Origin of the sequence: Williamsia deligens, assembly GCF_024171765.1 — a bacterium.
Classification (GTDB): domain Bacteria; phylum Actinomycetota; class Actinomycetes; order Mycobacteriales; family Mycobacteriaceae; genus Williamsia_A; species Williamsia_A deligens.
This window is the reverse complement of sequence record NZ_JAMTCI010000002.1, coordinates 467,638-484,792: the sequence shown is the minus strand read 5'-3', so window position 1 is coordinate 484,792 and position 17,155 is coordinate 467,638. Positions and strand designations below refer to the sequence as shown.

Here is a 17,155-nt window from a genome sequence, read left to right as displayed (position 1 = left end):
ACGAGGAGGAATTGGTGGCTTACCCCGCAATGGGTGTCCCGGATACCGGTGACACCGCCTGGATGCTCGCGAGCGCTGCGCTCGTGTTGCTGATGACGCCAGGTCTGGCGTTCTTCTACGGCGGCATGGTCCGCGCGAAGAACGTCCTCAACATGATCATGATGAGCGTCTCGGCCATGGGCATCGTGACGGTGCTGTGGGCCCTGTACGGCTTCTCGTTCGCCTTCGGCGACGACAAGGGCGGCATCATCGGCGACCCGGGCCAGTACCTCGGGCTCAAGGGCGTCATCAGCGGCAACGGGGCCGCCGCGGTCGCCGCGGACCCGGCCGCCGGTACCGCCGCAGCCGATCCGGTGAACGTCCCGCTCTTCGGGACCCTGCCGCTGTCGGTGTTCGTCGTGTTCCAGCTGATGTTCGCCATCATCACCGTCGCGCTGGTGTCCGGCGCCGTCGCCGACCGCATGAAGTTCAGTGCCTGGGCGGCGTTCACGGTCCTGTGGTCGACCATCGTCTACTTCCCGGTCGCACACTGGGTGTTCGCCTTCGACGGCTACACCGGTGAGCACGGCGGCTGGATCGCCAACAAGCTCAAGGCGATCGACTTCGCCGGTGGTACCGCGGTCCACATCAACGCCGGTGTCGCCGGTCTGGTCCTCGCGATCCTGCTGGGCAAGCGTCGCGGATGGCCGCAGTCGCCGATGCGCCCGCACAACCTCCCGTTCGTCATGCTCGGTGCCGGTCTGCTGTGGTTCGGCTGGTACGGCTTCAACGCGGGTTCGGCGACCTCGTCGAACGGCACCGCGGGCACCACGTTCCTCACCACGACCGTCGCGACCGCCGCGGCGATGCTCGCCTGGCTCGTCGTCGAGGTCATCCGCGACGGCCACGCCACCTCACTCGGTGGGGCGTCGGGTGTGGTCGCCGGTCTGGTTGCCATCACCCCGTCGTGTTCCTCGGTCAACGTGCTCGGTGCGCTCGTGATCGGTGTCGTCGCCGGCGCGATCTGTGCGCTCGCGGTGGGCCTGAAGTTCAAGCTCGGCTTCGACGACTCGCTCGACGTCGTCGGCGTCCACCTGGTCGGCGGACTCATCGGCACGTTGATGGTGGGTCTCGTCGCGACGCACCAGGCGCCGGCGGCCGTGGACGGCCTGTTCTACGGCGGCGGTACCGACCAGCTGTGGCGCCAGGCGGTCGGTGCGTTCTCCGTGCTGGCCTACTCCGCGGTGGCAACTGCCATAATCGGTCTGATCATCAAGTTCACCATCGGCCTGCGGATCGACCCTGAGGCCGAGGCCGAGGGAGCCGACGAGTCACAGCACGCAGAGTCCGCGTACGACTTCGCCGCCCTGGGCGGCAGTTCCGGTACCAGCGCACTGAGCCAGAGCGGGATCGCTCTCGGCAAGGAGGGATGAGCACGTGAAACTCGTCACAGCAATCGTCAAGCCGTTCACGCTCGAGGACGTCAAGACAGGACTCGAGCAGGCCGGTGTCCTCGGCATGACGGTCAGCGAGGTCCAGGGCTACGGACGTCAGAAGGGCCACACCGAGGTCTACCGCGGTGCGGAGTACTCCGTGGACTTCGTCCCCAAGGTGCGCGTGGAGGTCGTCGTCGACGAGTCCGCCGTGGACAAGGTCGTCGACGTGATCGTCGAGGCCGCCCGCACCGGCAAGATCGGTGACGGCAAGGTCTGGGTGTCCCCGGTCGACTCGGTCGTGCGGGTGCGCACGGGCGAACGCGGCACCGACGCACTGTAGGAGACACCGACCCCGTGCCGTTCGTCACCTCCGGTGGCTCCGACTCGCACGGCGAGCACGACGCGACAGGCTCCGGTCCCGGCACCACGCCGGGATCGGGGCCTGTGCCGTCTGCGGCCGCCGGCGACCTCGTGGCCGCGCGCCGACAGATCCTCGCCCGTGTCGACCCCGACAACCGCGCCGACCACTCCGCCCGCGTCGACGCCGCCGGCCTGCGCCGGGTCCTCGTCGACCTCCACGACTTCTGGCTCACCACGAAGGGTGCCGAGCTCGGCATCCGCCCCGACAGCGGTTTCGCGATCGTCGCGGTGGGCGGCCTGGGCCGTGAGGAGTTGCTGCCGCACTCCGATCTGGACCTGATCCTCCTGCACGACGACATGGACCCGGCGCGGGTGTCCGAGGTCGCCGACGGGCTCTGGTACCCGCTGTGGGACGCCCACATCAAGCTCGACCACAGCGTCCGCACCGTCGGTCAGGCCCTGCAGGTCGCCTCGCAGGACATGAGCGCCGCACTCGGTCTGCTCGAGGCACGCCACATCGCCGGGGACGAGTCGCTGACGTCCCTGTTGATCACCGGTGTGCGGCGGCAGTGGCGCGCCGACATCCGGACCCGCTTCCCGCAGTTCGTCGAGTCCGCGCGCGATCGATGGCGGCGCAGCGGCGACATCGCCCACCGCGCCGAGCCCGACCTGAAGAACGGCCGCGGTGGACTGCGCGACGTCCAGATGTTGGGGGCGCTGGCCACGGCCCAGCTCACCGACGGCATGGGCGCACTGCGGCCCGACTCCCCGGGCGCCGGTCTGCAACAGGCCTACACGCGCCTGTTGGACATCCGTACCGAACTGCACCGCATCGCCGGACGACCCCGGGAGCAACTCCGGGCCCAGGACGCCGACGAGATCGGGGCCGCGCTGCGCATCGGCGACCGGTTCGACCTGGCCCGCGTCATCAGCGACAGTGCACGCACCATCGGGTACTCGGTCGACGTCGGCATGCGGACGGCGGGCAACTCGCTGCCGCGCCGGGGTCTGTCCAAGCTCCGACGCCCGCCGGTCCGACGACCCCTCGACGAGGGTGTGGTCGAGCACCTGGGCGAGGTGGTGTTGGCGCGCAACGCGATCCCGAGCAAGGACCCCGGTCTGATCCTGCGGGTCGCGGGTGCGTCGGCGCGAACGGGGCTCCCGATCAGCGCGTCGACGCTGTCGCGGCTGGCCGACCACGCCCCGGAGCTGCGCGAGCCGTGGCCGTCGGAGGCGCTGTCGGACCTCCTCGTGCTGCTGGGCACAGGGCGTCACATGGTGGCGCCGATCGAGGCGCTCGACCGGACCGGACTGTGGGGCCGACTGCTCCCGGAGTGGGGTGCGGTGCGCGACCTGCCACCCCGCGACGCGATCCACACCTGGACCGTGGACCGGCATCTGGTGGAGACCGCGGTGTACGCCTCGGCGATGACGACACGGGTGTCGCGGCCGGATTTGCTGGTCCTCGGTGCGCTCCTGCACGACCTGGGCAAGGGTCGCGGCGCCGACCACAGCGTCGTCGGGGCGGAACTCGCGACGCAGATCGGCAGGCGCTTCGGGCTCTGGCCGCAGGACGTGGCGACGTTGTCGGCGATGGTGCGTCACCACCTGCTGCTGCCGGCCACCGCGACGCGGCGCGACCCCGACGACCCGGCGACCACACAGTTCGTGGTGGACACGCTCGGCGGCGACAGGGTGCTGTTGGAACTGCTCGCCGCCCTGGCCGAGGCCGACTCCCTGGCCACCGGACCCGGTGTGTGGGGGGACTGGAAGGCCTCGCTGATCGCCGAGCTGGTCCGACGGTGTCTGCGGGTGATGGACGGCGAGGAACTGCACCGTCCGGACCCGTTGACCGACCTGCAGCGCGCCCGCGCCGAGGCCGGGGGAGTGCACGTCGACATCGTCGCCGTACCCGGCTCACACACCAGGATCGTCACCGTCATCGCCCCCGACGGCCCGGGTCTGCTCTCGACGACCTCGGGGGTGTTGGCGCTCAACGGCTTGCGGTGTCACACCGCCACGGTGCAGTCGCACGCGGGCAGCGTCGTCAACACCTTCCGGGTGATCCCGGCGTTCGGCGACCCCCCGGATCCCGGACTGCTGCGCCAGCAGGTCGTGCAGGCGACCGCCGGGACGCTCGATGTCATCCGGCGCCTCGATGCACGGGAGGCGGAGTCGCCGGTTCCGGTGGCGCCGCCGTCGATCACCGATCCGCAGGACACCCCGGTCGCAGTGCCCGCGCTGTTCGCCATCGCGCCACCCCGGGTGCTGTGGATCGACAGGCCGACGGGCGGGACGGGTGAGAGCACGCCCCCGATCCTCGAGCTGCGCGCCGCCGATCGCCTCGGACTGCTGAGCCGGGTATCCGCGGTGCTCGAGCGTCAGGGCGTCGACGTGGTGTGGGCGATGGTCGAGACCCTCGGCGGCACCGTGGTGGACACGTTCTGCCTGCGTCTGGACGACGACTCCCCGCAGCGACGGGCGGCTCTGGGCGACGCGGTCCTGGCCGTGGTCCCCGCGCCGGAGCCACGCCGCGAGACCGACACGTCCGCCCCGCCGGTGTCCGACAGCGCGCGCGGGGGCATCCCGGGGTCCTGAGACGCCTCGCGCGTCCGTGGTCGTGGCGCGGGCCGCGACCCGGGTCGAATACGCTGGTCGTCATGTTCGATTCCCTGTCCGACCGGTTGACCGGTGCCCTGAAGGACCTGCGCGGCAAGGGCAAGCTGTCCGACGCCGACATCGACCGCACCTGTCGGGAGATCCGGCTCGCGCTCCTCGACGCCGACGTCTCGTTGCAGGTGGTGCGCGGCTTCATCGCGCGCATCAAGGAGCGGGCGAAGGGCTCGGAGGTCTCCGGAGCCCTCAACCCGGCCCAGCAGATCGTGAAGATCGTCAACGAGGAGCTCGTCACCGTCCTCGGCGGCGAGACCCGGCGCATCGCGTTCGCCAAGACACCGCCGACGGTGATCATGCTCGCGGGTCTGCAGGGTGCCGGTAAGACGACGCTTGCCGGCAAGCTGTCGGCCTGGTTGCTCAAGCAGGGGCACACCCCGCTGCTCGTCGCGTGCGACCTGCAGCGGCCCGGTGCCGTCGACCAGCTCAAGGTGGTCGGCGAGCGGGCCGGGACGCCGGTGTACGCGCCGCATCCCGGCACCTCGGTCGGCGGGGCCGGTGTCCTCGGTGTCAGCGCCGCGGACCCGATCGGTGTCGCCCGCGACGGCATCGCCCACGCCCGCGCCCGACAGCACGACGTCGTCATCGTCGACACCGCCGGCCGGCTCGGCATCGACGCCGAGCTCATGGCGCAGGCCAAGGGGATCCGCGACGCGATCTCGCCCGACGAGGTGCTCTTCGTCGTCGACGCGATGATCGGTCAGGACGCCGTGACGACCGCGGAGGCGTTCGCCGAGGGCGTCGATTTCACCGGTGTGGTGCTCACCAAGCTCGACGGCGACGCGCGCGGTGGTGCTGCGCTGTCGGTCCGCGAGATCACCGGTCGGCCGATCATGTTCGCGTCGTCGGGCGAGAAACTCGAGGACTTCGACGTCTTCCACCCCGACCGCATGGCCAGCCGCATCCTGGGCATGGGCGACGTCCTCTCCCTGATCGAGCAGGCCGAGGAGCACTGGGACGCCGACCAGGCCGAGGCCGCGGCGGCGAAGATCACCCAGGGTGAGCTGACGCTGGAGGACTTCCTCGAGCAGATGCTGATGATCCGCAAGATGGGTCCCATCGGGAACCTGCTGGGCATGCTGCCCGGCGCGGGCCAGATGAAGGACGCCCTGAGCCAGGTCGACGACAAGCAGCTCGACCGCGTGCAGGCGATCATCCGCGGCATGACCCCGGCCGAACGGGACAACCCCAAGATCATCAACGCCTCACGTCGCCTGCGCATCGCCAACGGTTCCGGCGTCAGCGTCAGCGAGGTCAACCAGCTCGTCGACCGCTTCTTCGAGGCCCGCAAGATGATGGCCCAGATGTCGGGGCGGATGGGGATGCCCGGCGGCAACCGCCGCTCCAACCGCAAGAAGGGCGGCAAGAAGGGGAAGAAGGGCAGCGGTCGCGGACCCACGCCGCCGAAGATGCGGGGCGGCATGCCCGGCATGCCGCCGGGGTTCCCGGACCTGTCCGGGATGCCCGCCGGTCTCGACGAGCTGCCCCCGGGTCTCGAGGGCATCGACCTGTCGAGCCTGCGCCCCAAGCAGCGCTGACCACCACCGTGACGCCTCCGCTGCACGTGCGTGGGCGGGATGCGCTCACCGGTGAGCCGCTGGAGCTGTGGACCGACGGTGAGGTCATCCGGCACGACGCGGTCCCCGGTGCGGTCACCGTCGCCGACGACGCCTGGCTGCTGCCGGGGCTCGTCGACGCGCACAACCATGTCGGCATCGCGCCCGGGCTGGGCGTGACCATGGGTCAGGCGCGCGAGTTCGCGCTCGCCGACGCCCGCGCGGGCGCCCTGCTCATCCGCGAGGTCGGCTCCCCGGTCGACACCCATCCGCTCGACGCCGACCCGCGGTGTCCCCGGTTCCTCCGGGCGGGCAGGCACATCGCCCGGCCGAAGCGCTACCTGCGTGACTACGGCGTCGAACTCGACGACCCCGACTCCCTCGCCGACGAGGTCCGCCGACAGGCGCGCGCCGGCGACGGGTGGGTGAAGCTGGTCGGCGACTGGATCGACCGTGAGGTGGGGGATCTGGCACCGCTCTGGACCGACGCGCAGGTCTCGGCGGCCGTGGACGCAGCCCACGACGAGGGTGCGCGGATCACCGCGCACGTGTTCGGGACCGACGCGCTCCCCGGCCTGATCGCCGCCGGCGTCGACTGCATCGAGCACGGGACGGGCCTGACCGACGACCTGATCGCGGCGATGGCGGAGCGGGGGACCGCGCTCGTGCCGACGCTGATCCAGGTGGACAACTTCCCGGGCATCGCCGACTCCGCGGACCGCTTCCCGACCTACGCGGCCCACATGCGCGCACTTCACGCGGCGGCGCCCTCGGTGGTGCGCGCCGCGGTCGAGGCGGGTGTCCCGGTCTACACCGGCACCGATGCGGGCGGCTTCGTCGGGCACGGCCGCATCGTCGACGAGATCGTCGCCCTCACGGGTGCCGGGCTGTCGACCACGATCGTGCTGCGGGCGGCCACCGTGGACGCGCGGCGATGGCTGTCGGCCGGTGCGCTCGCCGACGGCGACCGCGCCGATCTGATCGTGCTGCGCGCCGACCCCCGCGCCGACCTCGACGTCCTGCGCGCGCCCGACGCCGTGATCTCCGGCGGCGCGGTCCTCTGACCGCCGCGGGGCCGACGATTTCGGGCGCGTGGCGGTCCTCTGGCACAATGACCAGCCGGTACGTCGGACCCGGTCATGCGCCGCCCGACGGTCACACCGACATCAACCGCAAAACCGGGCCCACCACACCGGGTGGGTCGCTGAATTGCGCTGTGACCAGAGAAGAGAACCTCATGGCAGTCAAGATCAAGCTCACCCGGCTCGGCAAGATCCGCAACCCGCAGTACCGCGTCGTCGTCGCCGACGCCCGTACGCGCCGCGACGGCCGCGCCATCGAGACGATCGGCAAGTACCACCCCAAGGAAGACCCCAGCCTCATCGAGATCGACTCCGAGCGCGCGCAGTACTGGCTCGGCGTGGGCGCCCAGCCCACCGAGCCCGTGCAGGCGCTGCTGAAGATCACCGGTGACTGGCAGAAGTTCAAGGGTCTCCCGGGCGCCGAGGGCACCCTGAAGGTCAAGGAGCCCAAGCCCAGCAAGCTCGACCTGTTCAACGCCGCGCTCGCGTCGGCCGACAGCGAGCCCGCCGGTGAGGCGACCACCCCGAAGAAGCGTGCGCCGAAGAAGGCCGACGACACCGCGGCCGATGCCGCCGGGACCGCCGAGTGAGCGCAGTCGTCGCCGACGCGGTCGAGCATCTCGTCCGCGGAATCGTCTCCAACCCCGACGACGTTCGGGTGGAGTTCATCACCGGCCGACGCGGCCGCATGGTCGAGGTCCACGTCAACCCCGAGGACCTGGGCAAGGTGATCGGCCGTGGTGGCCGCACCGCGACCGCCCTGCGCACCCTCGTCGGTGGGATCGGTGGCCGCGGCGTCCGTCTGGACATCGTCGACACCGACCGCTGACGCGTAGCACCGGATGGATCTCGCGGTCGGTCGGATCGTCAAGTCCCACGGTGTTCGCGGTGAGGTCGTCGTCGACGTCCGCACCGACGACCCCGACGCCCGGTTCGCGCCCGACAGCGTGCTGCGCGGTCGCGCCCGGGGTGGGGGAGAGCAGACCCTGACCGTCGTCGGTGCACGGACCCACGGCGAACGTCTGCTCGTCCGGTTCGACGGGGTCGACGGGCGTGAGGCGGCGGACGCCCTGCGCGGCGTCGTGCTCGTCGTCGACAGCGACTCGGTCTCCTCCGGCGACGACCCGGACGAGTTCTACGACCACGAACTGATCGGTGTCGCCGTGCGCACCGTCGGCGGCGACCCGGTCGGGACCGTGGCGGACATCCTGCACCTGCCCGGCGGCGACACCCTCGTCGTCACGGTGACCGACGGCGACGCCACCCGTGAGGTGCTGGTCCCGTTCGTCGCCGAGATCGTCCCCACCGTCGGCACCGACGTCGTCGAGATCGATCCGCCCGACGGTCTGTTCGATCTGTGACACCCACGATGCGGGTCGACGTGGTGTCGATCTTCCCGGAGTACCTCGAGCCGCTGCGCCTGGCGTTGCCGGGTCGGGCGGCCGCGCGCGGCATCCTGGACCTGCACCTGCACGATCTGCGGGAGTGGACCCACGACGTCCACCGTGCCGTCGACGACTCGCCGTACGGCGGCGGGCCCGGGATGGTGATGAAGCCCGAGGTGTGGGGACCGTGCCTCGACGACGTCTGTCCCGACGACGCGATCCTCGTCGTCCCCACCCCCGCCGGGATCCCGTTCACGCAGGCCCTGGCGCAGGAGCTCTCGGCGGCACCGCACCTGGTGTTCGCGTGCGGACGGTACGAGGGGATCGACCAGCGGGTCGTCGACGACGCGGCGCGGCGGGTCCGGGTGCTCGAGTTGTCGATCGGCGACTACGTCCTGATCGGCGGCGAGGCGGCGACCATCGTGATGGTCGAGGCGATCGTGCGTCTCGTCGACGGGGTGCTGGGCAACGCCGAGTCCCACCGTCAGGACTCCTTCTCCGACGGACTCCTGGAGGCGCCCGCCTACACACGTCCGCAGACCTGGCGCGGGCTGTCGGTGCCCGACGTCCTGCGTGGCGGTGACCACGCCGCCATCGACGCATGGCGACACACGGAGTCGATGCGCCGGACCCGGGAGCGGCGCCCGGACCTGCTCGTCGACCCGTCGGTCGCCTCCGACGATCCGGACACATCGCCGGAGCGCCGGGGATAATGTCGGCGGGTGCACCACTGGTACACCCACGACATCGTCGGCGGCGGCAAACTGCCGCTGCTGCTGTTCTTCGCCGGGTTCGTCGGCGGGTTCGTCTGCACCCGGGTCAGCGTCCGGTTGATCCGCGCCGACGTGCGGTGGTGGTTCTCCAACGTCAGTGCCGGCGCGACCCATGTGCACCATATGGTCTTCGGCGTCGTGTTGTCGCTCGTGTCGGGCGTGTGGATCATCGCGATCTCGATGACCGCCACCCAGGCTCAGCTGTCCTGGCTCGCCTGCGTGTTCGGCATCGGCGCGGCCCTCGTCCTCGACGAGTTCGCCCTACTGTTCTATCTGCGTGACGTGTACTGGGCCGAGGAGGGCCGCGCCTCGGTGGACGCCGTGTTCGCCACGGTGGGCGCCACCGGGATGGCGCTCCTGGGCTTCCGGCCGCTCGAGCTCATCAGCGTGTCCGGCGTCTTCGACGACGGATGGGTGGAGGGCGTCATCACGATCGCCGCCGGACTGGTGGGCCTCGTGATCGCCGCGGTCGTCGTCGCGAAGGGCAAGCCCTGGACCGCCCTGATCGGTGTCTTCGTGTTGCCGGTGCTGGTCGTCGGTGCCATCCGCCTGGCCAGTCCGTCGTCGCCGTGGGCGCGGTGGCGGTACACGTCCCGTCCGAAACGGATGGCGCGTGCGGTGCGCCGCGAACGGCGCCAGCGTCGACCGCTGGTGCGCGCCAAGATCTTCCTGCAGGACCTCATGGCGGGCAGGCCGGACGTCGGCCACGCGATCGAGGCCGCCGAGACCGAACTCGACCGCGTGGTGCAGCCCGCCCCACCGCCGGAGGCCGGCGGACGGATTTCGTCGCGCCTGGGGGGCTCTGGCACAATGGTTGGGTTGCCGCTCGACGGTCGCATCCCGGTGTCGTCCGCGACACCCGCGCCGGGTGTCCCATCCGGTCAGTCGAGCGGTGAACCCACGACTGGAGCATGAACCGGCGTCGGAGCGCATCGCGAGGTGCGCGCGCCGGGTCCTCTGTTCACGCCATGTACCCCAGATTGGACACGACCGATGAACACGCTGGACTCCCTCGACCAGAAGTCGCTGCGCGACGACATCCCCGACTTCCGTCCCGGTGACACGCTCGACGTGCACGTGAAGGTCATCGAGGGCTCCAAGGAGCGCGTCCAGGTGTTCAAGGGCGTCGTGATCCGTCGCCAGGGCGGCGGCGTCCGCGAGACGTTCACCGTCCGCAAGGTCTCGTTCGGCGTCGGTGTCGAGCGCACCTTCCCGGTGCACAGCCCCACCATCGCCAAGATCGACGTCGTCACCCGAGGTGACGTCCGTCGCGCGAAGCTGTACTACCTCCGTGATCTGCGTGGCAAGGCCGCGAAGATCAAGGAGAAGCGCTGACGCTGTCACCCGCCGCCGCGACGCGTGCCGTCGCGGCGGCCACGGTGACCGCTCGACTAGGCTGACGCGGTGCCCGACACACCTCGCCACGGACATCCCGACCAGGATCCACCGCTCGACGACGAGTCGCGGTACGAACCGCAGGATGCCTCCGCCGATCCCGACGGCGACGAGAAGCCGTGGCGTTCCACGACCCCGAAGCGTGAGGGACGCGGTCGATCGGCCCTGCGCGAGACGGCGATCATCATCATCAGCGTGCTGGTGCTGACCTGGGTCCTGCAGACGTTCATCGGCCGTCAGTACGTGATCCCGTCGGAGTCCATGGAGAACACCCTCCACGGCTGCACGGGATGCACCAACGACCGCATCGTCATCGACAAGCTGACCTACCGGTTCGGCGATCCCACCCCGGGTGACGTCGTCGTGTTCAAGGCGCCGACCGCGTCCTGGGACGAGGGCTGGAGTTCACCGCGGTCGAGCAACACCGTCGTGCGCGGCCTGCAGGATGCGTTGTCCTGGTTCGGGTTCGCGCCCCCGGACGAGAACGACCTCGTGAAGCGGGTCATCGCGACCGGCGGGCAGACCGTCGCGTGTCGCAACGCCGACGGCAAGGGCGTGACCGTCAACGGCAAGCCGCTGACCGAGCCCTACGTCGACCTCGCCCTGCAGCGTCAGGACGCGGGGATCAACCCCGGCCTCACCTCCGGCAGCGGCGGCGCCCTCTCGAGCTGCCTCGGGCCGGACTTCGGCCCGATCACCGTCCCGCAGGGCAACCTGTGGGTGATGGGCGACAACCGTGGCAACTCCGCCGACTCGCGCTACCACATCACCGACGAACTCCAGGGGACCGTGCCGATCTCCGACGTCCGCGGCAAGGTGCGGTTCATCATCTATCCGTTCTCCCGGATCGGTGGTGTCGGCGCTCACGACCCGCAGGGCTGAGGCGTGGCGGTGAGAAGAACGCCCGCGGCGCGCGGACCGATGCGATGGCCGCCGCGTGCGCCGGTCCGGCGGGCCGCGAGCCTGCGGACGTACGAATTCGCCCTGCACAACAGCGGCCTCGGCCCGGTGGCGGGTGTCGACGAGGCCGGACGCGGGGCATGTGCGGGCCCGTTGGTGGTGGCCGCGTGCATCCTCAAGCCGACCCAGCTCGTGTCGCTGGCCGATCTCGACGACTCCAAACGGTTGTCGCCCGCCGTCCGGGAATCGTTGTACGCCTCGGTGATCCGGCACGCTCTCGCGCACAGCGTGGTGGTCGTCGACTCCCACGAGGTCGACCGCATCGGCATCCACGTCGCGAACATCGAGGGCATGCGGCGCGCGGTGGCGACGCTCGGGGTCACGCCGGGCTACGTCCTCTCCGACGGGTTCCCCGTCCCCGGCCTCACCGCGCCGTCGCTGCCCGTCATCGGTGGTGACGGTGCCGCCGCGTGCATCGCGGCGGCGAGCATCCTGGCGAAGGTGACCCGGGACCGGATCATGGTCGAGATGGACGAGCAGCTCCCGGGGTACGAGTTCGCCGTCCACAAGGGCTACAGCACCGAGCTGCACATGTCCTGCATCGACCGCCTCGGTCCGTCGGCCCAACACCGCATGTCCTACCGCAACGTCCGCGACCGCGTCGCTGTCGCGTCCCGCCCCGAGGCCGTGGACCGCACTGGCTAGGCTGACCCCATGAGTGCGGAGGATCTCGAGAAGTACGAGACCGAGATGGAGCTGTCGTTGTACCGCGAGTACAAGGACGTGGTCGGTCAGTTCACGTACGTCGTCGAGACCGAGCGCCGGTTCTATCTCGCCAACACCGTGGAGATGGTGCCCCGCAACGCCGACGGCGAGGTCTACTTCGAGGTCCGGATGTCCGACGCCTGGGTGTGGGACATGTACCGGCCCGCCCGCTTCGTCAAGCAGGTCCGCGTCATCACCTTCAAGGACGTCAACATCGAGGAGCTCGAGTCCTCGGAGCTCAGGCTGCCGGAAGACGGCGCGCTGCCGGGCTGACCCCGGGCGACTCCCCGCCGCCGCGCCCGAGTGCGAGGCACGCGCCGGCGAGCACGACCGCGGTGCCGGCGATGGTCCACAGGGTGGTCACGAACGCGGCGAGGAACGCCCGTGCGGCGGCGTCGTGGGCAGCGACGCGGAGTGCGGGTGCCGCCGCGGCCACGATCTCCGCGCGCGGGCCGCTCGCAGCGGAGCGGTCGGTGGAGCACCCGGGCGGGGCGACCTCTGGTCGCGGTGACGACAGCTGCCGTCGCGCGCAGTCCGCGAACGAGCCCACGACGAACGGTGTGACCTGGGCCGGGACCGATGTCGATCGCAGCGACGCCGACAACCGCTGCGACGACTCCGACGCCGCCGTCGACGCGGCGCCTGCGAGCTGCGCGAAGAAGAAGACCCCCACCACGGCGAGCCCCACCGACGCGCCGATCTGCTGGACGGTGGGCACCATCCCTGAGGCCGACCCGACGGTCTCCGTCGTCGTTCCCGAGACGATCGTCGCCTGCAGGGGCGCGACGAACAGGCCGACGCCGACCCCGCCGGCGACGAGGGCCGGGATCAACGGTCCGATGTCGAGGGCGGCCGACGCCGGAGCGATCAGTGCCGCGGTCCACGCCACCGAACCCGCGAACACGACCATGCCCACGGCGAGCGTGCGGGCTCCGATGCGACGGACGAGCACCGGCGACCCGACCGATCCCAGGGCGGCTCCGAGTGCGAACGGCAGCGTGATCAGACCGGTCCGCAGCGCGGAGTACCCCAGGCCGAACTGGGCGGTGACGGACATGGCGAAGAAGAACGCCGCGAACACCCCGAAGAACGCCACCGACAGCACGCATCCGACCGCGAACGCGCGGCTGCGGAACAGGTCGACCCGCATGAGGGGGTCACCACCGCGCGCGAGCAGGCGACGTTCGTGGACGACGAACGCCGACAGGACGACGACGGCCACGCCCATGAGCGTGAACGACCACGCCGGCCAGCCCTTCTCACGACCGACGGCCAGGGGATAGATGAGCGCGAACAGGCCGACCGACGAGAGGACGACCCCGACGGGATCGAACAGAACCCGTCGTGTCGCGACCATCGGGGGCAGGCACCGCCACGCCACGACGCACGCGATGACCCCGAAGGGCAGGTTGACGAGGAAGATGCTGCGCCAGCCCAGGCCCGCCACGTCGGCGGAGATGAGCGCGCCACCCACGATCGGACCGCAGATCGCCGCCACGCCTGCGGTCGCCCCATAGACGCCGAACACGAGGCCGTGTCGCGCGCGCGGGAACATCGCCGCGATCACCGCGATCGTCTGCGCCGAGGCGCAGGCGGCCGCGACACCCTGTACGCCCCGCAGCACGATCAACTCGGTCGGCCCGGTCGCGGTGCCGCACAGCACCGAGGCCACGGTGAACGCGGCGAGGGCGCCGACGAACATCCGGTGGCGCCCCACGCGCTCGCCGATCCGCGACCCGGTCATGAGGGTGCACGCGAACGCGAGGGTGTAGACCGTCAGGACGAGCAGCTGGTCCGACGATGTCGCCGCGAGGTCCCGCGACAGGTCGGGCAGGGCGATGTTGACGATGGTGGTGTCGACCATCTGCATGAACACCGCGATGAGGCAGGCCGCGAACGCCGCCCAGGCCCGTCCCGGTCGCGGATGGGCCGCCGGTGGGGCGGCGTCGTCGGGAGTCGGTCTGCGATCGGCCGCCGACCCCGCGTGCAGGTCCGCCACGTCGCTCAGCGTGCGGCGAGTGAGACGGCTGCCGGTGTGTAGTCTCCGGTCGTCGCGATGGAGGAGAAGACCCCGGTGAACCGGTCGACGTACTGCTGGATCGAGGCCGCCGCCGTCTCGGTGTCGGGGTAGAGCAGCGTCATGACCGTGTACTCGGGGAAGCGGTTCACCCAGAGGTAGACCTCCTCCGACGAGCCGCGGTTGCCGAACACGCCGCCGTTGATGTGGTCGAACATCTGGGCACCCGGGAGTTTGCGGACGTCGATGAAACTGACCATCGGCACCACCCAGCCCTCGGGGACGTCGATCCCGGCGTCGTCGCCGATGAGTTCGACGACGCGGTGCAGCGACACCTCCGACAGCGCCTTGCCGGCGTCGAAGGACTGCTGCGTCTGTCCGACGAGCGAGGTGAAGCTGCTGTCGGGACCGAAGTCCGTCGTCACCGGGATGAGGTTGGTGAACCACCCGACGGAGTTGAACTCCTCCGGCGTCATGCGCGTGTTCTTGGGGGTGAAGCCGAGGTAGCGCGACGACCCGGTGATCTCGTGGGCGACCATGCCCGCGACGGTCAGCACGCCTGCGGTCATCCCGGCGCCGTTGGCGCGACACACCGCGTCGACCCGGTCGGCGGCCGGACCGTCGAGGACGGGCACCGTCAGGATGCGGCTGCGGGTGTAGCCCTCCTCGGCGACGCCGAGGTCGAGCGGGAACCGGGGGAGTGACCCCCCGTTGGCCGACAACAGCGACTGCCACCGCGCGACCCGTTCGTCCGAGGCGTCGAGCGCCGCACCGGTGTCCCGCTCACGGACGCAGTAGTCGAGGTAGCTGCCGGCGGGCGCAAGGGCGGGTTCGGTGCCCCCGACGGAGCTGCCGTACAGCGAGATCAGGTCGACGCAGGCCAGGGCCTGCGAGACGCCGTCGGAGTTGAGGTGGTCGACGGCGAAGTACACCGTGAAGTCGTTCTCGTGCTCGATCACCCCGACGGTGAAGCAGTCCCAGTGGAACGGGCCGGGGGTCGTGGTCTGCACGTGCGCCAGGATCGACTCGCTGTCCGCGAAGTCGCCGTGGTCGACCGGCGCCAGCTCGACCCCGTCGGGTTCGATGACATGGCGGGTCACGGTGTCGTCGTCGTCGATGTCGAACCAGCTCAGGAAGGTGTCGTGACGACGGATGAACGCGTTGACGGTGCGGGTCATGGCGTCGACGTCGAGGCGCCCTCCGATGTCGAACGAGATCAGGCACAGTCGCGAGAAACGGAACCCCGCGTTCTCGTTGCGCCGCGCCGCGCGCAGGTAGGCCTGCTGCTGGTAGGACGCGGGGACAGGGTGCGGAGGAGCTGCGGAGGCGGCGGTCACCGCGGCCGGGGTCGCGCTCCAGGTGGTCACCCGTCCCGGTGCCGGCGTCCACTCGTCGATCAGCCCGAAATCGATCACGGTCGTCCATCCCCTCCGACGCACCAGCGCCTGTGGCCCCCAGCGGCGTGCCACCTGGTGCACGGCGGTCTCCGGTCGCGGTCGCGTCGCGGTCGGCGACGGGATTCCGGGTCGAGACACGCTGTGCTACAACAGGTGTTGAGGCGTGATCGCCCCCACACACGAGGGCACGCTAATACGGACACCTGAGCGGCGGCAACTTCCGTTGGACGCCCGACGAAGAGGTCGGACATGGTGTGTGACGGCGGTTACGGTCCGGTAGGGTCGCGACCGCGCTCGGGGCGGCGCGCGACGGGGAGCGAGGCGGCGAGGGTGGACACGAGACGGGCGCGCATCTCGGCGCCGGCACGCCTGCGCCGCAGGACCACGGTGGCGACCTGCCTCGCGATCGCCGTGTCGTCGATCATCGCCCTGTCGGTCGGGGCTCCGGCCGCGGCGGCTCCCGGGAACTCTGCCTCAGCCGTCCCCGCGATCGTCGCGGACGCGACCGGACGCGACGGCGTCCGTCATCTGTCCGTGTTCTCGCCCGCGATGCGCGAGCGCATGGCCATCGACGTGCTGCCTGCGCGCGACCCCGCGACTCCGCACCCGACCGTCTATCTGCTCAACGGCGCGCAGGGTGGGCTCAACGGCAGCAGCTGGTTCGACCAGACCGACATCCGCACGTTCTTCGCGGACAAGAACGTGACGGTCGTGGTGCCCGTCGGAGGCCAGGCCAGTTACTTCGCCGACTGGGAGCGCGACGACCCCGTGCTCGGACACCAGAAATGGACGACCTTCCTCACCCGGGAACTGCCCCCGGTCATGGACGCGGAGTTCGGTGGGAACGGACGCAACGCCCTCGGCGGCATCTCGATGGCGGGGACCTCGGTGCTCCAGCTCGCCATCGCGGCACCCGGCCTGTACCGGGCCGTCGGGGCCTACAGCGGATGCGCACAGACCAGCGACCCCATGGGCGAGGCCTACGTGCGTCTCACCGTCGCCCGCGGCGGCGGCAACGCCGACAACCTCTACGGTCCGGTCGGGGACCCCGAATGGGCCCGACACGACCCGTACGTCAACGCCGAGAAGCTGCGGGGCACCGCCCTGTACGTCTCCGCCGCCACGGGCGCGCCGGGCCCCTACGACCGGATCGACGGGCCCGGGATCGACGGGAACGTGGCCGAGCTGGTCTCGCGTATCGGGGTCGGCGCCGTCATCGAGAGCTCCGTCCGACGGTGCACCGTCGCGCTGAAGGCCAAGTTGGAGCGCCTCGACATCCCGGCGACGTTCTCGCTGCCACTGGCGGGCACCCACAGCTGGCCGTATTGGCAGGACAGCCTGCACCGGTCGTGGCCGTTGTTCGCCCGGGCACTGGGCATCTGACCCCCACGGGCCCGATCGCCCACAGGACGGGCCGCGTCCACAGATCGTCTCCGG

The 17,155-nt window shown here is 70.7% G+C and carries 17 protein-coding genes; 15 read left to right on the top strand and 2 right to left on the bottom strand.

The features are described 5' to 3' along the window. The first annotated feature begins 29 nt into the window (after positions 1–29). The 14 genes from LX14_RS16550 to LX14_RS16485 all read left to right on the top strand — a co-directional run bounded on the left by LX14_RS16550 (position 30) and on the right by LX14_RS16485 (position 12,577). On the top strand, positions 30–1,412 hold the full coding sequence (locus LX14_RS16550) for an ammonium transporter (protein ID WP_253648588.1): 1,383 nt from the start codon (positions 30–32) through the stop codon (positions 1,410–1,412). 4 nt (positions 1,413–1,416) lie between these two features. Then, positions 1,417–1,755: a P-II family nitrogen regulator gene (locus tag LX14_RS16545; RefSeq protein ID WP_253648422.1), complete on the top strand. Its 339-nt coding sequence runs from the start codon at positions 1,417–1,419 to the stop codon at positions 1,753–1,755. A 14-nt stretch (positions 1,756–1,769) separates the two neighbouring features. Next, positions 1,770–4,373, top strand: coding sequence for a [protein-PII] uridylyltransferase (locus LX14_RS16540; protein WP_253648421.1), 2,604 nt, complete (start codon positions 1,770–1,772; stop codon positions 4,371–4,373). 62 nt (positions 4,374–4,435) lie between these two features. Beyond that, positions 4,436–5,986 (top strand): signal recognition particle protein, encoded by a 1,551-nt coding sequence (gene ffh, locus LX14_RS16535; RefSeq protein ID WP_253648420.1) that lies wholly within the window; start codon positions 4,436–4,438, stop codon positions 5,984–5,986. An 8-nt stretch (positions 5,987–5,994) separates the two neighbouring features. Next, positions 5,995–7,068, top strand: a complete 1,074-nt coding sequence (locus LX14_RS16530; protein WP_253648419.1) for an amidohydrolase family protein — start codon at positions 5,995–5,997, stop codon at positions 7,066–7,068. Between the two features lie 173 nt (positions 7,069–7,241). After that, positions 7,242–7,676 carry a 30S ribosomal protein S16 gene (gene rpsP / locus LX14_RS16525; RefSeq protein WP_253648418.1) on the top strand — a complete coding sequence of 145 codons (435 nt, stop codon included), beginning with the start codon at positions 7,242–7,244 and terminating at the stop codon, positions 7,674–7,676. Further along, complete coding sequence (locus tag LX14_RS16520; RefSeq protein ID WP_253648417.1) at positions 7,673–7,915, top strand: RNA-binding protein; 243 nt, start codon at positions 7,673–7,675, stop codon at positions 7,913–7,915. The genes rpsP and LX14_RS16520 overlap by 4 nt, the downstream gene beginning before the upstream one ends. Before the next feature lie 13 nt (positions 7,916–7,928). Beyond that, complete coding sequence (gene rimM, locus LX14_RS16515) at positions 7,929–8,447, top strand: ribosome maturation factor RimM (RefSeq protein ID WP_253648416.1); 519 nt, start codon at positions 7,929–7,931, stop codon at positions 8,445–8,447. An 8-nt stretch (positions 8,448–8,455) separates the two neighbouring features. Next, the gene (trmD, locus tag LX14_RS16510; RefSeq protein ID WP_253648587.1) at positions 8,456–9,184 is read left to right on the top strand and encodes a tRNA (guanosine(37)-N1)-methyltransferase TrmD; all 729 of its coding nucleotides are present in this window, start codon (positions 8,456–8,458) and stop codon (positions 9,182–9,184) included. Between the two features lie 9 nt (positions 9,185–9,193). After that, the gene (locus tag LX14_RS16505; RefSeq protein ID WP_253648415.1) at positions 9,194–10,159 is read left to right on the top strand and encodes a hypothetical protein; all 966 of its coding nucleotides are present in this window, start codon (positions 9,194–9,196) and stop codon (positions 10,157–10,159) included. A gap of 78 nt (positions 10,160–10,237) precedes the next feature. Next, positions 10,238–10,579 carry a 50S ribosomal protein L19 gene (gene rplS / locus LX14_RS16500; RefSeq protein WP_253648414.1) on the top strand — a complete coding sequence of 114 codons (342 nt, stop codon included), beginning with the start codon at positions 10,238–10,240 and terminating at the stop codon, positions 10,577–10,579. Positions 10,580–10,648: 69 nt separating this feature from the next. Further along, positions 10,649–11,521 (top strand): signal peptidase I, encoded by an 873-nt coding sequence (gene lepB / locus LX14_RS16495; RefSeq protein WP_253648413.1) that lies wholly within the window; start codon positions 10,649–10,651, stop codon positions 11,519–11,521. 39 nt (positions 11,522–11,560) lie between these two features. Further along, on the top strand, positions 11,561–12,244 hold the full coding sequence (locus LX14_RS16490; protein WP_253648412.1) for a ribonuclease HII: 684 nt from the start codon (positions 11,561–11,563) through the stop codon (positions 12,242–12,244). 9 nt (positions 12,245–12,253) lie between these two features. Continuing rightward, positions 12,254–12,577, top strand: a complete 324-nt coding sequence (locus tag LX14_RS16485) for a DUF2469 domain-containing protein (protein WP_253648411.1) — start codon at positions 12,254–12,256, stop codon at positions 12,575–12,577. Here the strand turns inward: LX14_RS16485 and LX14_RS16480 are convergent. Together LX14_RS16480 and LX14_RS16475 are read right to left on the bottom strand one after the other, a co-directional pair. Next, positions 12,543–14,303 (bottom strand): MFS transporter, encoded by a 1,761-nt coding sequence (locus LX14_RS16480; RefSeq protein WP_253648410.1) that lies wholly within the window; start codon positions 14,301–14,303, stop codon positions 12,543–12,545. The genes LX14_RS16485 and LX14_RS16480 overlap by 35 nt on opposite strands. 5 nt (positions 14,304–14,308) lie before the next feature. Continuing rightward, the gene (locus tag LX14_RS16475; protein ID WP_253648409.1) at positions 14,309–15,736 is read right to left on the bottom strand and encodes a condensation domain-containing protein; all 1,428 of its coding nucleotides are present in this window, start codon (positions 15,734–15,736) and stop codon (positions 14,309–14,311) included. Between the two features lie 312 nt (positions 15,737–16,048). Between LX14_RS16475 and LX14_RS16470 the strand changes: the two genes are divergently transcribed. Continuing rightward, a complete protein-coding gene (locus tag LX14_RS16470) occupies positions 16,049–17,101 on the top strand; it encodes an alpha/beta hydrolase (RefSeq protein ID WP_253648408.1) in 1,053 nt (350 codons plus the stop codon). The last annotated feature ends 54 nt before the right edge of the window (positions 17,102–17,155 follow it).